The following is a 14,172-nucleotide window of genomic DNA, read 5'->3' on the forward strand; positions in this document are numbered from 1 at the left end:
TCGATGAAGTCTATTTCATCAAGTTCACCGCATTGGAAAAAAGCTTAACCAGCCCAACTTCTGAATCTTTAATTGCAATAAATAATCGAACCAACTCTTCTAGATTTAAAGTTCGAATCGTTTCCCAACCTGGTGATGTTTTTTTGCCACCTTCATCTTCATGAACTAAAAGCCCGGCTACAAATTCGAAAAATTCCTGTTCAGCTTCTTCTAATCCGAAGATAAACTTCATGATAATGTCATACCCGAAAGTCTCTTGTGCAGCTAATACATCAGCTTGTGTTGCACCTTCTTTATTTCGCACGCCCATCATTAAATCTTTAAGTAAGTTAATATCGACCTTGAATTTAGATTTCTTCAAAATACGAACTACGGAAAATAAATCTCCACCATTAATTTGTCTCACTTTGTATTCTTTTTCTTGAATAGCAATAGTCACATTGATTCCTCCTTAAAATAAAAAAGAGCAGGGATTATCCCTACTCTTTAACCTGCTGGTATTAATTTAGCTGCTTCTGTTGCTGTTAAAATACGCATCTTCCATGGTACTTTTCGAATGTTTTCTGGGTCACGGTGTCCAGTAAATGTAACCTCTGGAACTACTTCACTTTCATTTTCAAATCCCATTTCTAAAGAACCATCAGATAACGCGTTATATACGATAATCTCAGCGATATCGCCACCTAACGTTTCGCCAACCCAAGCTACATTTTTAAGGTAGCTTTCTTTCGTAAGGCGTTCCGTTGCTTCAATTACATCGTATTTGATAGTTTTTCCGTCTTTTGTAACGGCTTCTTCTGAAACTTTTAATCCAGCAATAAAGTTTTTGATTTTTTCTTTATCCAAAAATTCAAGTGTCTTAAAACTGATTTGAGTTTTTGATTTAGTGATACGTTTCATCCCCATAGTGTCACCAGGAGAGCCATCATATTCAATTTCTTTAAACTCTGGTTCATACTTAAAAGAACCCCCACCTTGCGTAGCGCCTACAGGAAGTTCGTCTTTTTCTCCATAATTAAAGAAGAATGCACCCCAGTCTCCGAAGAGGACGTTTTCTGGTTTTGGTTGTGGAGCTGCCATATAATCAACCCTTTCTATTGTTTAAAATAAGTTCGTAAAATGAATCGCACTTCTTTGCGTCTGATATTTGGATCTGGATCAGGTACTTTCTGACTCGAAAGATAAGAAATAGCAGCACCAAATTCAGCGCTGCTTAATCTTTTTCTATGAAGATTGTTTTCTAAATCAGTAATTAACTGATCAATCTTTGCTAAATGGGCAGAAGTACCGTAAATATCGATTGTAAGCATGATATTCTTTCTTCCCCATGGTTCTTTGTCATCACCAACCGCATATACCAAATACGGCATAACAGCTTTAGTAGTTGCATTTTCATAGTACGTTTCTTTATGAATATGTTTTAATTCACCGTGTAATATATTTATAAAGTCATTCATGGTTTCTACCTCATTAATGACGAATAGGTTCGTGTTGCAGCTTGTGTAATCATCGGTTTATTATTTTCTGCCGCAGGTCTAAGGAATGGTTGGGCATGTTGTCCTTGTGTTTTAACCATCTTTCCCGTTTTAGGGTCACGATACATCCAAGGAGTTTGTCGCCCATTTCCATCTTCAGCATAGATGCCTGTACCTTTTTCAACATAAATACCGTAATCAGCAGCTGTTCCGATAACAACCTTTTCTAGTTCAGCTTTAGAACTAATACTGCTTCTTAAATTTCCAGTATCTACAGCAGCTAATAGTTTGGCTTTAGAACTAACAAATTGACCAACAGCAGTATGAGCAGCTTTCTTTGCAACTAAATGCCTTGCCATAACAGCAGCTCTATTTGATTGGAATTTCATGCTCATATGGCAACATCTCCAATTCTATTTGAAAGAATCTACCCGCATTCATTGGATCGCCTGGATAAGCAACACTGTATACCTTCTTGTCGATAACTAATCTATCTTGTATTGTTACATCAAATGGTAGGCAATAAAAGAAATGTGTACTTTTCTCTTCTACTTTCTTGTTACGGGCATCCTTTGTCCCTTGAATGGCATCTAACACACCTTTAATTTCGTTAATTTCTTTCCATTCTTCTGTAGGATATGGACCATCACTCTCTGCCATATTCCGAAGTACTGAAGCATCTTTACCAAACTTACGAATCATTGATTGAATCATAAGACACGTAACCTCACTTTCAGTCCTTTCGTGATGCTTGCTGGATAATCTCCCACATCATCATAAGTAACCGAGTAATTACCTAGCGATTCGCTTTTCTTTCCTTCTCTTTCCTGCTCCTTATACTCATAAACTACCATCTTTGCGATGATACCAGGATAAGCAGGAGGGAATTGCGAAATAGTTCTATTCGTGTACTCAGCAACCATTAATATTGTATCTTCGATGCTTATTAACAAGTTTTCATCACTTATATTAGGTACTTGCAGTTTTACACGTTTTAGAATTTCTGCTTTCATATCCATTTACTCAATCGACTTTGCAGGTGTTTGTCTTTTCTTCTTAACCGTTTCTTGTTTCGGTTCGTCTACTTCTTCATATACAGGGTCATTCTTACAACGTTTTACATGATCTGCATCCGTTACTTCCCATGTGACATCTGTGTCTGTATTTAAAAACCAAGGCATATTATCTCTCCTTTCAAAAGAAAAGAGGAAAGGCTTAAGCCCCTCCTCCTGTTAATGGTGTAGTTGGTGCGATTGTAGCTGTAAGTACTGCTAACGCTTCTGGGCGAAGCACACCAGCCCCATAAACCATAAGACCACGAACGCCATCTGCAAATGAATTTTGAAGGCGTTGCGCTTCTGTTTCGTTTAACTGTTTACCATGACCGATACCTGACTTATGGAGAGCAAGAATTTTATATTTACCGGATGTATTGTGAATCTCTTCTGATACAACGATTTGTGAACCATTGATTATTTGTCCTTCTACAACGCCGTTTTCTAAAATGACAGGTTGCTTTGTAAAACGGTCATCTTTAGATAGTAATCCGAGAACTTGAGAATTGATGATTGTGAAACGTTCAGTTTTAGGTACCTTTTTCACGTTTAACTTTGTATTGAGATCAACAATGTAGTCGTATGCATTCTTAGGTGATAATTCGATTGCTGCGGAATCTGTACCAATTACATTATCTTTATGGGCACCAGTGTAAAGTCCTAATGTAAATGTATCGACAGTTTCTTGAAGTACTGAACCTGCCTCTTGTGTATGTGGATCAATTAAGTCTCCAGCAGCTTGAACAGCATCTACATCATCTACTTTGAACGCAAAATACTTTTTCTGATCCATATTGATTTCTACTTTAGAAGGGTTTGTGTCATCCCATTCAACAGAACCAGAATAGTCTTTTACATTTACTGCACCGACACGGTTAAAAATAATTTTGTTACCTTCAATTTTTGCTGGCTTTGTTGTGATTAAATCCGCGATAGAACGCTTGTGGAAATTCGCCATTAAACGAGCTTCCCAAATTGTTGGAATAAAAGTTGCTACTGACATATATTAATTCCTCCTTAGTTTGTCCATGTTTTCATGTCTTTTTGAATTTGAGTCCAATTCGCATTGATTTCTGACTGGCTCATTGATTCTACTTGTTGACGTGTAAATGTAGCTCCATTACCAGAGCCGGCATAGATATCACGCCCTGCTGCTTTGAATCTCTCTACTACTTTCGCTTCTAATGAAGCATTGAATAAGTCACCAAGTTTCGTTACACGAGCTTTTGTATCATCAACATCAGAACCTACAACGAAGTCTACAAATTTAATATCTAACCCAACTTTAGCTAGTGCTTCTGTTGCCGCACTTTGCATTTCTTTTTGATGTAATACTTGTTCGCGTTCTTCGAGTGTTTTTTGTAACTCTTTCATCTCATATTCTGCTTTTTCTTGAGCAGTCATAGAAGCTGTTTTATAGTTTTCTAGCTCTTTTTTAGTTGCGCTAAGCTCTTTCGCATACTTGGTACGTACTTTATCTTCACGAGACTGCAACATCTTCTCGATGAAGTCTTTCGTCGCTGGATCTAACTGCGGTTCTTTTGGTTGATTGCCACCTTCAGTTTGGGAATTTTGCTGTGTATTGCTACCACCTGTATTTTCACCAGTTAAATTCCCTGCCGTATTGTCATCCGTTCCTCCTGCACCACTATCAGTACCATCACCTTCAGCAAAGAATTGAATGTTTGCTAAACGTAACCGATATGGTAATTTTATAGATTCTTTCTCTTTAAAAAACTGTACATCCGCTTGCTTTTGTAATTGTTTCATCATTATTCCTCCTCTGAGTTCCTATGAATACGCCCTGTTAAGTTCGTAATCTATAAGCCCTCAAGTGTTTTTTTATTATTCAAGAAAGTCTTTCCACTCTTCATAACTAACTGCTGCAATAACTTCATTTCTACCTGTTGTCGGATTTCTAGCCCTTCTCTCAATAAATGGGCTATCATCCGCTACCTCAGTAATGAAAGTACAGCGGCAGCGTACAACTTCTTTAGCAGGTAAATTACTATCATGTGGATATTCGCAGCTATAACCACCGACTTTAAATAATCCTTTAAACGGTACTTTTTGATGATCTGCTGCTTGATGAGTAGGACGTGTACGTTTATCTAATGTAGAAATCCAAATTTTCTCCATAGATACGCCTTCATCGAAAGCTTGAGAGGCACTGTCATAAGTACCTAAGTTTTGTACCCTAGCACTTTCTGTCCAAGCAACCATTTGCGCTTTCTTCGCATCACCATCAAGAATAGACTTAATACGATTAGCCATTACTGCATACCCTTCGCCTTTTCTAAGACCGATGGATAGTTCTTTACGTATTCGGCTAATTATCTGTACTCGATGTGCACTTAACCTTTGGTTAAGTGTCATTTTATCGATTGGCATTTGTACTGCTCGTTTAATGACGTTCGGGTCCAGAAGTCCGTATGAAAGGGATGCACCAACTTCTTGTTCAATAAGATAACTCGTGTAATAAAAAGACTCTCCATACTGAGTGGAGAGTCTTTCATTGAGAGTTTTCTCTTTCTCATATGTTATTTCATTAATAACTTGTTGCAGTTCACTTTGCATGTTCTTATATCGATTGAATCGATGCATATCCTGCATACTTAATTGTTCATTCACTGCATATTTGGCATAATAAAAAGCCAGTATTCCTCTGACTTCTTCTAAAGCGTCTTTATACAGGTAGAGAATCGCCTTTTCCAGTTCGTCCTCTATCTTTTGGAGGTGTTTCTGCTTCTTGTCCCATTCCATCGTTTTCACCGCCTTTATGTACAGTGTCTAAATCGATAGAATCAACCTCTTCTTCCTTCATCTTTTGTAATTCTGCCTTTGGATCAGGAACAACAGATAACATAGATAATCGTGTTTCTTCGCTTATTAAACCTTGTAGTTTAGACTGAACGTCAGCTTCATCAGATAAGTTGGCTGGAAGATTACGAGTGAATTGGAATGTCATGCAAAGATAATCAAGCTCAGCTTTGTTTGAACGTAAATTCCAAGCGTCGAATAATAACTTAAATTGTTGTCGCAATGACTTGGTAAACTTCATTTCTAACGTTCCTGATTTCGTTTCTAATGCTAGTAGCTTATAACGAATAGCAACCCCAGTGAGGTTTCCACCGAATGATTCATCAGAAAGATTAACATGCTTTGTAAAACGGCATATATTCTTTTCCAATCTATTTAGATGGTGTTCCAAGATGTTATCATTAAGATTCTTAGTTAAAAATGAAGCCTCGCCACTCTCGCCTACATCAAGAGCTCCAGTTTGTTTTAACTTCTCGATAGTATCATCATCTATATCAACACCTTTAAAAATCATATAAGCCAAGCGGAACTGCTCAATTTCACTGTTCACATCAGAAAGCGCTCTGTCGTACCCTTCAATAAGCGCAATAGCTTTATCAACATCCCCCTGCAATTCTTCATTGTTAGGAAATCCGATAAGTGGTACACCTTTGTATAAATTAGTGATTCGATTTGTTTCTTTCAGCTTATCTAAATCTTCACCAGTGTACTCAATGATTTGCGTACCATTGTAAAATTCCACTTTATATCCATCTTTAAAGTCATCGCCGTCAATTACTTTGACTGGATAGCAACGGATAGCGTATTTAGGCTCTGCAATGCTTAAATTCGTAAGAAAGATAGCTTCATAAGGTTTGATATTCATAACCTTTTCTTCACCATCTTTATCATGGTAAAGCAGTCTTGCCCCATACCCACAAATAGAAGCAAACTTTCCGGTTTCCGCATCGGCATCTTCAGTATGATTTGCCTTTAAGAAATTTTGGATACGTTTTAATACTTCCTCATCGTCATGATCTAAGCTATATGAAACAGGTAATCCAAACATATACCCTATCTTTGTATCAATAATTTCAGAGAAGAAGTCATTGTTCAGCTTGTTGTTAACCTTATCCTTATTTCCATCACCTTTAAACTCACGAGTAAAGATAGGTACGCCTTTTTCACTTGCTTTGTATCGTTCGTACCTATTAATCATTCGTTTTTTTAACGGTTCAAATTCATCAATAATCTTTTTGAGCAGCTTGGGTGTAGGCTCCCCATTGTTTTCATCCAGTAACGGAATGTAGTGTTCAAACATCGTCTCACCTCCTTAATAGATTGACTTAACAGCTCTTGCTTTGTTATTAGACATAATTACGGTATTCACAAAGTATCGATCACTATCCATTTGATGGTCATTCTGCTTAATCGGTTTGTCTTCACCGCGCTCCATTGCCTTCTCATCCCATACATAAGAAGAGAACTCACGCAGCGTTTCTTTACAAGAATCGCAGAATTTAATTAATTCCGTTGTTAATGCAGTAGCTACATTTCGTATTCCATCTAATACATCGTTCTTTGCTTTTTTTACTTTCCAACCTTTTTGTTTCAGTAAAATAATAAATGAGCTTGCTGATGGGTCTACGATAATACGCTTGGTTAGACCGTTTGCAAACTCAACTAAATCATCATAATATTGTTCATCTGACTTTTGTAAATTCTTCTTACGAGCGTCATGATGGTATTCTTTCGCTTTATACCAAATGCCACCACATAAGCCCCATAAACCAAAAGCCATAGGGTTTTGTGTACCGTAATCGCAGGAGATATAGTACTGTTCGTATTTTCTTGGATGCGACGGTACAACATGTTCATCTTCATTAAACATACTATATATTAAACCTTCCGCCATTACCCATAAACCTAATATATAGCGTTGATAGAACACACCACTAAACATACGTTTAAAGCGGTCTTTTACTTTCTCAGAAAGAGATAAATTATCGTCCATTGTGAATTTCAAATGACAAACTAACTTCTCTTTTTTCTTATCGATAAGCTCTGTTTTTACAAAGTGATATGGCGAACCAGGGTTACAGTTCATAAATATCTTTGCGCCATCAACAGAACAACGCCCAATCATTTGATCTATAAATGATTTAGGAAATAGAGCAGCTTCATCAGCTAATGAGCCAGCAGCGGTTAAACCTTGTAACGTATCCTGCGAATTCTCCTTATTAGCTCCAAACAAGTAGTACGTATTCCACCCAATTTGCAGATAGTTTTCAGAACGGTTGTAATCATATCGCCAACCCCATGCGGTAAGTATTTGTATCATAGGGTTGATTACGTTACGTTTTAATGAGCCAATTGATTTACCAGCAATGATAAATGACTCACCTTTAAACTTTTCTTGTGACCATTGCAAGAAGCTACAGATCATCGAAATTGTTTTACCAGAACGAATTGCTCCATCTGCAATAACGATGTCATGATTCTCATATGGCGAACCATCTCGCCACCACCACAATAATTGTAATTGTTTATTTGAAAACGGCTGGAACTTAAACGATTTGGTTTTCCGCTTTTTAATCCTCGCCATCTGCACCACCAAATACTTCTTTCATCTTTTCTGGATTAGGAGCAGTTGCTTTTAAGAAGTCTTGAATCGATTCTGTATTATCATCGTCTTCATCACCAGTTAAATTTGCAATTTCAGCATTAGCTTTCTTTATGTTCGCTTTCTGTACTTCCATATGCATTTTGTGACGCTCTTCTTCAATTTTTCGTTTGAAGTTGTCAGGTACTAAATCGAAGTACAGCGCCAATTTATCAAGTGCTCTCATCTTATCAGCAAGCTTGATAGACACACCTTCTTTGCCCTTTTTCACTTCCGCAATGATAGAGCCATCAGCCATGTCAGATTCATTAAAATCAACATAACTAATGGTTCTCATGACTGGTTTTCCGTCTTCATCTTTTACAGGTCCAAACGGGCCCATCACTTCTACATCTTTCTGGCCAAAATTTACGTAATTCGTAATATCTGCAAAAGCAATTTTGATGTACTCATTCAATACATCCATCGCCTCCACAAAGATATTCTCAACCATTTCACCTTTAATCTCTCGAATGTACGTTGCTACACGTTCTCTTCTAAGTAGCCGGCTACTTGTAACATGTGCGCTACTCTTGGCATAACCGGCTTTCAATGCAGCTTGCGTACCATTGAAATACTTCACGTAATACAAACAAAAGAGCCGTTCTTGTTCCGTCAGCTCTTCATCATCTAGCATCTTTTTTAACTTGGCTTTTGTCTTGGGATTTTTAACATTGGTAACGCTCCTTTTCGCAATAGTAACGTTACCTTTTAATTGTTCGTCCCATTTGTCTTGTGATTTCCACTTTCTGATTTGAGATGGCTTTAAGTTTAACTCCTTCGCAATCTCAACAAGTGGCTTCTCACCATTACTTGCTTTGTATATTTTAAATGCTTTATCTCTGTCTGGGCTACGTTGCCTAGCCATATTCACCACCTCGCGGTAATCCCTAAATTATTTAACGAAAAATTCAAAATATAAAATCAAAAATATGTCCAAGTTGCTATAATAAAATTAACATTGCCATCTGGAGAAGTAATTCGCCCCCCCAAGCGAGTTGCTTTTCCTTTTTTTATGCCTATTGTTTTAAGAATTCATCTACCGTTTTATCAAGCAAACTAATCATCGCTTCTCTCTTTTGCTTTGGCGTTGTATTATCTTCCAACTTATTAAATATAGGAATTGCACCTTCTAACTTCTGTTTATCGATACGCTCATTCACAAGATCCTGTCCTAACATTGAAATGAATGTACCAATCACAATCGCTTGTTCTTGTTTAGTTAGTTTCATTTGCTTCGCTCCTAAATAATTAATTTTTGTAGGATTTTCTTATTTTGTGTCGAATTAATTTAGTATAAAAGGAGGTGATATTATGCCAGATTACAAACACACGTATATTACTACTGCTAATGATGGTGAGTTCAATATAAATACTGATTTTGGGATAGACTTTTCTGAAATTAAACATAACGAAATTGAAAACTCATCGGAACGGATAGTAAGAGAATCTATCTATCCAAATGGTTTTGCAATTAAATTCGAACAAACGGCAGATAAAATTGTATGTCATACAAACAAAGAGTTAATTAAAGGTAGTGACGGTAGTTATTCTGTTAAATTGGATTAACTGTTCAGTACATTTCTAATTACAACACTTCATTTATCATAAAAAAAGAACCTATTAAGAGTAGGTTCTTTTTTATTTCCCTCAAGATTACGGCGCCACAGAATTAAAACTAAACTTTTATCAAAATTGAATCTGTCTTTTGAATAATTATGGATTTGATTAACTTTCCGTCACTTTTAATACACTCAACTTTAGTTTCTAAGCTGTTATTATTCACTTGAGTAATTGATTTTTTATCCATCATTTCACCTCCTCCAAAATAAAAAGCACCCGAATGGATGCTTTAATATCAATCATTTATTCAATTTCTTTAATTAATTTATATAATTCATCTCCAGCCGGATTCCTTTCAAAATTAACACTATCATTATCAAATGTAACAGGGCCTAAAGTTAAAATTTGCAAACTATTTATTCGCATTAAAGAAGACCGAAGTGTTTTATATTCCTCACTTTTCATAACCCTTTTCTCTTCTTCTATCAAACGTGCTTCTAATTGTGATGAATTATTTATTAATTGTTCATATTCTTCTTCAGATATAATTAGCAGTAAACGCGTAGTATTTACCCTCGTTTTTTGGGGATAAGCCTCAAAATGTGAATATATTTTCTTAAAGCTATCAATATCCCAATTATTCATGTTTTTTAGACCATTAATAAGAATCCAATCATTATAGTTAAATTGTCTTTCCTCTTTCATTACTTGCCCGGCTATAATTCCTAATTGCTTCGAGGAAGTATCTGATACAGTTTTTGTCGCTTCTTCTAGAATATCTAAAACTAAAAGTCTATTTACATTTTTATTTAATAACTCATTTAGTTTTTGCAAATCATTAGAAGTAAGTTCTTCACGAGAGAGAACCTTCATCCCTAATCCTTGAAGAAATTCTTTACACTTTTTCTCTCTTCTTTTATTCATCCAGTTATTTGCTAAACGTACATAAGGACTATATTCAGAAAGTGTATCAACTAATTCATGACCATTCTTTAATAAATCTCCTGCGGTTTCAAATACATCATCTTGTTTATTTATTAAATCTAGTTTGTCCTTAATACTCATACCATCCACTCCCTTATTAGAAATTACTTCCAACATTATATTACAACATTTCTATACAGGAATAAATCATAAAAAGAACAACCTTATATCAGTTGTCCTTTCGTCAAAATCGTATGTTATTACTAAAAATACGTTAAATGTAGTTTTATTCTTCTTCCAACCACCTAATGTTGTTTGCATTTATCTGTCACAGCAGTATTAAGCAACTGGAAGAAGAGCAAAAGCCCTTTTCCGTTTACACAACGCGAATTGCAATTGGATGTGAAATCAAGATACAACTGTTTATCCAAACTACAACCATTGCCACTGGTTATGACAATCCATTTTTAGAGGGATTTTATAAGCAATGTTTTCCGCAACTTCTCACAATACAAATATAACACGTTCAAAATATATTTTCGCCCGCGATTAGTTCGCAAATACTATATAATAATTACTAGAAAGGATGGTTGTTTTTATGAAAACTATTAGGTTAATGAATCAAACAATGATAGACGAGTTTGAAGTAGATGGAGTTTGGTTTAATCCAAACAATCCAAACCATAAAGTACACGGAAAACTTTCGTTTTCCCCCAAAGATGCATATCTTAATCTATTCGGAAGTTTAACACAAAGTGATGATGATCCTCTAGGTCTTCACCAAGGTATCCATTTTGATACCATATGCGGCAAAACATTATCTGGAGAATTAGTTTCCTTATTTCATATTAGACGAACATCAAATAGTACTAGATTTTCCGGGTACCCCAGCCAGACATATAAATTTAATTTCATGATTGCTGGTGGTCATTTTTCTTCTGCTGATGATCTATTATTCCAAAAGGTTTCTTTTAATAGTACATATTTAGAAAGTTTCATGAGTGCATCGCCATATACCTATAACTTCGAAAATGATGAAAATGGTTTTATGAAAAGTACTAGTGCTGCTTTTAAATACCCAAAAATTAATAAATGGAAGATTCCTAGTATCGATTGTATTTTTTCAACAAATTCAATTTTTAATTTCAGCACAAGTGGTTATAAGAATGTAAGCATGGAATTTAAAGCATTGTTAGATTTAGTATCAAATTCTCCCCAAAATTGTACTTGGTTCTTAGATAATATATATAAAATTTTAAATTTATTTTCTCTATTCATGGGAAAAGAACAGTTCTTAAAAGACCTGATTTTTAAAATTAAAGATATACCTGAAATTGAGAATAATAAATTTAAAATGTTCTTTACACAAAAAGATTTTAAAGAAGGAAATGAGATTGATTCGATTAAAAGTATTACATTCCCTGATATCAAGGAAAATTTATCTAATTATTTAAATACATGGTTCATTCTATATAATGAATTAAAACCTATATATAATTTATATCTAGATACTAAGTATCAAGGGATTTATGAAGAATGGAAATTCCTCAATTATACTCGTATTCTCGAAGGATATCATCGATTACGATTTACAAATAGTACTTTCTGTAATCCTTCTGAATACAATCAAATCAAAGATGCAATTATTAAACATTTAGACGAAATCATTACAGATAATCAACTTCAAGATTTAAAGAAAAATATGCAAAATTCTATTTCCTTTGCTTACGAATACCCTTTCAAGAAGAGATTGATTGATGTTGCTAATTCAATTGACGCTCCCATTTTTAATAGGTTTTTTAAAAACAAGAAAGATATGAAAGGTTTCATGAATAAAGTAAAAGATACAAGAAACAAAATGACTCATCCTCAAGCCGACGATAGTAACATTTTCCGTAATTATAAATTATATCTAGCCAACATTAGGTTAAGTGCTCTAATTCATGCTCTGATATTAATAGATTTAGGGTTTCCAACTGATTATATTGAAAATAAGTTATTTTATCTCTACTACAATTTAGAAACTGCAAAAAATGAATTAAATTAAATTCATACAATGAAAAACGCGAAAGGAAATCTCATCTTTCGCGTTTTTTGTAATCAATAAATTTTATTTTCTATCGTGATAAACTTACTTATTTTTGATATTTATCGTATTTTTTCTTATTATCTAAAAAATGAATTCACTATAAACCATAGAGTGTCGAATTGACTTATTCCATTTTTACCCAAATTAACAAAACTTTGCTTTAATTCTTCAAAATGAATTTGACACTTATCTTTTATATTAATTCAAAAAAGATAAAAAAATATAGGTCTCTAGATTTTAAATTTCTGTTGATAATCTTTTGAGACGGCTTTAAGTTTAACTCCTTTGCAATCTCAACAAGTGGCTTCTCGCCATTGCTTGCTTTGTATATTTCAAATGCTTTATCACGGTCTGAACTACGCTGTCTCGCCATCTACATCTCACCTGCCACCTCACGTTCTAGTTTGTTTTGCGTAAAAGAAAAAGCACCCACTCGGGTGCTTAATTTTTCAAACTATGTAATCCTTTAAAAATCAAAGTAATGCATGGTACCGCCAAAGCGCAAATTAATGCTTTTGTTCCCAAACTATTAAAGAATTCTACAACAACTGGATCATTCATCTCGTTCACCTTTATACCCTTAACGACCTAATTTCTTTAAACCTTTAACTAAATCTCCAGATACAACACCAGTCAATTCTTTTGCAATGGCTTTGTTATTCTCTTCGATAGCTATAGCTATCAAACTTAAAATATCATCACCTGTAAACGTGCCATTTTCTGTTCCTTTTTCAATAAGAATCTTTTCAATTTGCTCTTTAGTTAATCCAATTTTTTTCATATTTCATTACACCTTTCACTATATAATTATATAAGCGTTATATATCATTATATCAAATTATATAGTGGTAATAAAACAAAAAAGTTTCATGTCACCAATCAACCCAGCAACCCTACCAGGTTCAATAAGAAACACAAAAGCCACGACACTCACGCATCGTAGCTGAATATATAAATTAAATTTTAATCATTCGGTTTCTGCCTACTCCGTCCATTCCGACCGAGTAACGTTTTGATAAAGGGGCTATGATCATTTGATAATGAGCGCATAGATACGTTATCCCCATACTATTCTTTTTTCAAAGAACTGTATAGGTATAGCGTAATATTGATTTAATTTTGAAAAATCCCCGGAAAAGTCCCCTATTTTATCTTCTTATTTGTCGATAAAACCTCTATTTTACAATTAGATATTTTTCTTTCATATTAAATTAAAAATCTTATCCAACCTTCCATCATTATATGAATCTTCAATCTCAACATTTAATGTTTAAACAAACTCTCAATATCATTATAGACAGTAAATTGATTTACAATATTAATTGTTAAAAAAGTGACCTTGTCCTTTTCCCACTAACTCTTTAGTATCTATTCATATTTCCCTTTATTTGCGCATTCATTAAATATGATTAGTAATTTCTTGGAGGTGAAGATGTGTCAAATAAAAAAGATAATAACGAATTAACGTCTAATCACCAATTATCTGCTGCCGCATTTGATCCGAATCTTATTGGACCTACATTTCCATCCACTCCAACATTTACAATACCAACTGGACCCACTGGTGTTACTGGACCTACCGGCATTACTGGACCTACTGGCGTT

At 34.7% G+C, this 14,172-nt stretch carries 19 protein-coding genes and 3 pseudogenes; 3 read left to right on the forward strand and 19 right to left on the reverse strand.

What is annotated here, in order from left to right; all coding sequences use genetic code 11:
* Positions 1–10: 10 nt before the first annotated feature.
* From DN390_RS28850 to DN390_RS28910, 14 genes are all read right to left on the reverse strand, one after another.
* Entirely contained in the window at positions 11–439 is a 429-nt protein-coding gene (locus DN390_RS28850) for a hypothetical protein (RefSeq protein ID WP_087995056.1), read from the reverse strand.
* Positions 440–486: 47 nt separating this feature from the next.
* A complete protein-coding gene (locus DN390_RS28855) occupies positions 487–1,080 on the reverse strand; it encodes a hypothetical protein (RefSeq protein WP_147809176.1) in 594 nt (197 codons plus the stop codon).
* A gap of 14 nt (positions 1,081–1,094) precedes the next feature.
* Complete coding sequence (locus tag DN390_RS28860) at positions 1,095–1,457, reverse strand: gp17 family tail completion protein (RefSeq protein ID WP_147809177.1); 363 nt, start codon at positions 1,455–1,457, stop codon at positions 1,095–1,097.
* 5 nt (positions 1,458–1,462) lie between these two features.
* Positions 1,463–1,870: an HK97-gp10 family putative phage morphogenesis protein gene (locus DN390_RS28865; RefSeq protein WP_147809178.1), complete on the reverse strand. Its 408-nt coding sequence runs from the start codon at positions 1,868–1,870 to the stop codon at positions 1,463–1,465.
* The gene (locus tag DN390_RS28870; protein ID WP_087953618.1) at positions 1,845–2,189 is read right to left on the reverse strand and encodes a head-tail adaptor protein; all 345 of its coding nucleotides are present in this window, start codon (positions 2,187–2,189) and stop codon (positions 1,845–1,847) included. The genes DN390_RS28865 and DN390_RS28870 overlap by 26 nt, the downstream gene beginning before the upstream one ends.
* Positions 2,186–2,494, reverse strand: coding sequence for a head-tail connector protein (locus DN390_RS28875; RefSeq protein WP_098363856.1), 309 nt, complete (start codon positions 2,492–2,494; stop codon positions 2,186–2,188). Before DN390_RS28875 ends, DN390_RS28870 begins: the two co-directional genes overlap by 4 nt.
* The gene (locus DN390_RS30925; protein ID WP_179955796.1) at positions 2,495–2,656 is read right to left on the reverse strand and encodes a hypothetical protein; all 162 of its coding nucleotides are present in this window, start codon (positions 2,654–2,656) and stop codon (positions 2,495–2,497) included.
* 34 nt (positions 2,657–2,690) lie between these two features.
* Positions 2,691–3,533, reverse strand: a complete 843-nt coding sequence (locus DN390_RS28880; protein ID WP_147809179.1) for a phage major capsid protein — start codon at positions 3,531–3,533, stop codon at positions 2,691–2,693.
* Positions 3,534–3,547: 14 nt separating this feature from the next.
* The gene (locus tag DN390_RS28885; RefSeq protein ID WP_147809180.1) at positions 3,548–4,300 is read right to left on the reverse strand and encodes a DUF4355 domain-containing protein; all 753 of its coding nucleotides are present in this window, start codon (positions 4,298–4,300) and stop codon (positions 3,548–3,550) included.
* A gap of 75 nt (positions 4,301–4,375) precedes the next feature.
* Entirely contained in the window at positions 4,376–5,143 is a 768-nt protein-coding gene (locus DN390_RS28890) for a phage head morphogenesis protein (protein ID WP_147809192.1), read from the reverse strand.
* A gap of 73 nt (positions 5,144–5,216) precedes the next feature.
* Entirely contained in the window at positions 5,217–6,650 is a 1,434-nt protein-coding gene (locus DN390_RS28895; protein ID WP_147809181.1) for a phage portal protein, read from the reverse strand.
* Positions 6,651–6,662: 12 nt separating this feature from the next.
* Positions 6,663–7,934, reverse strand: a complete 1,272-nt coding sequence (locus tag DN390_RS28900; RefSeq protein ID WP_147809182.1) for a PBSX family phage terminase large subunit — start codon at positions 7,932–7,934, stop codon at positions 6,663–6,665.
* Positions 7,921–8,859 carry a terminase small subunit gene (locus DN390_RS28905; protein ID WP_147809183.1) on the reverse strand — a complete coding sequence of 313 codons (939 nt, stop codon included), beginning with the start codon at positions 8,857–8,859 and terminating at the stop codon, positions 7,921–7,923. The genes DN390_RS28900 and DN390_RS28905 overlap by 14 nt, the downstream gene beginning before the upstream one ends.
* Positions 8,860–9,010: 151 nt before the next feature.
* Entirely contained in the window at positions 9,011–9,223 is a 213-nt protein-coding gene (locus tag DN390_RS28910; RefSeq protein ID WP_147809184.1) for a hypothetical protein, read from the reverse strand.
* A gap of 82 nt (positions 9,224–9,305) precedes the next feature.
* Between DN390_RS28910 and DN390_RS28915 the strand changes: the two genes are divergently transcribed.
* Positions 9,306–9,560 carry a hypothetical protein gene (locus DN390_RS28915; protein WP_147809185.1) on the forward strand — a complete coding sequence of 85 codons (255 nt, stop codon included), beginning with the start codon at positions 9,306–9,308 and terminating at the stop codon, positions 9,558–9,560.
* A 109-nt stretch (positions 9,561–9,669) separates the two neighbouring features.
* Here DN390_RS28915 and DN390_RS31465 read toward each other — a convergent pair whose 3' ends face one another.
* Positions 9,670–9,801 carry a hypothetical protein gene (locus DN390_RS31465; RefSeq protein WP_255444284.1) on the reverse strand — a complete coding sequence of 44 codons (132 nt, stop codon included), beginning with the start codon at positions 9,799–9,801 and terminating at the stop codon, positions 9,670–9,672.
* 56 nt (positions 9,802–9,857) lie between these two features.
* On the reverse strand, positions 9,858–10,619 hold the full coding sequence (locus tag DN390_RS28920) for a hypothetical protein (RefSeq protein WP_147809186.1): 762 nt from the start codon (positions 10,617–10,619) through the stop codon (positions 9,858–9,860).
* A 457-nt stretch (positions 10,620–11,076) separates the two neighbouring features.
* On the opposite strand from DN390_RS28920, the gene DN390_RS28925 reads away from it, so the two are divergent.
* Positions 11,077–12,525: an ApeA N-terminal domain 1-containing protein gene (locus DN390_RS28925; RefSeq protein WP_147809187.1), complete on the forward strand. Its 1,449-nt coding sequence runs from the start codon at positions 11,077–11,079 to the stop codon at positions 12,523–12,525.
* A 268-nt stretch (positions 12,526–12,793) separates the two neighbouring features.
* On the opposite strand, the pseudogene DN390_RS31470 reads toward DN390_RS28925, so the two are convergent.
* Positions 12,794–12,940, reverse strand: a pseudogene (locus DN390_RS31470) (phage terminase small subunit-related protein); the annotation flags it as partial.
* Between the two features lie 207 nt (positions 12,941–13,147).
* Positions 13,148–13,348 (reverse strand): hypothetical protein, encoded by a 201-nt coding sequence (locus DN390_RS28935; protein WP_147809188.1) that lies wholly within the window; start codon positions 13,346–13,348, stop codon positions 13,148–13,150.
* A 653-nt stretch (positions 13,349–14,001) separates the two neighbouring features.
* Between DN390_RS28935 and DN390_RS31525 the strand changes: the two are divergent.
* Positions 14,002–14,094: pseudogene (locus DN390_RS31525) on the forward strand (exosporium leader peptide-containing protein); the annotation flags it as partial.
* Here the strand turns inward: DN390_RS31525 and DN390_RS31530 are convergent.
* Positions 14,058–14,172: pseudogene (locus DN390_RS31530) on the reverse strand (glutamine synthetase); the annotation flags it as partial. The pseudogenes DN390_RS31525 and DN390_RS31530 overlap by 37 nt on opposite strands.

The organism is Bacillus sp. SH7-1, from assembly GCF_008042405.1.
Classification (GTDB): Bacteria; Bacillota; Bacilli; order Bacillales; family Bacillaceae_G; genus Bacillus_A; species Bacillus_A thuringiensis_N.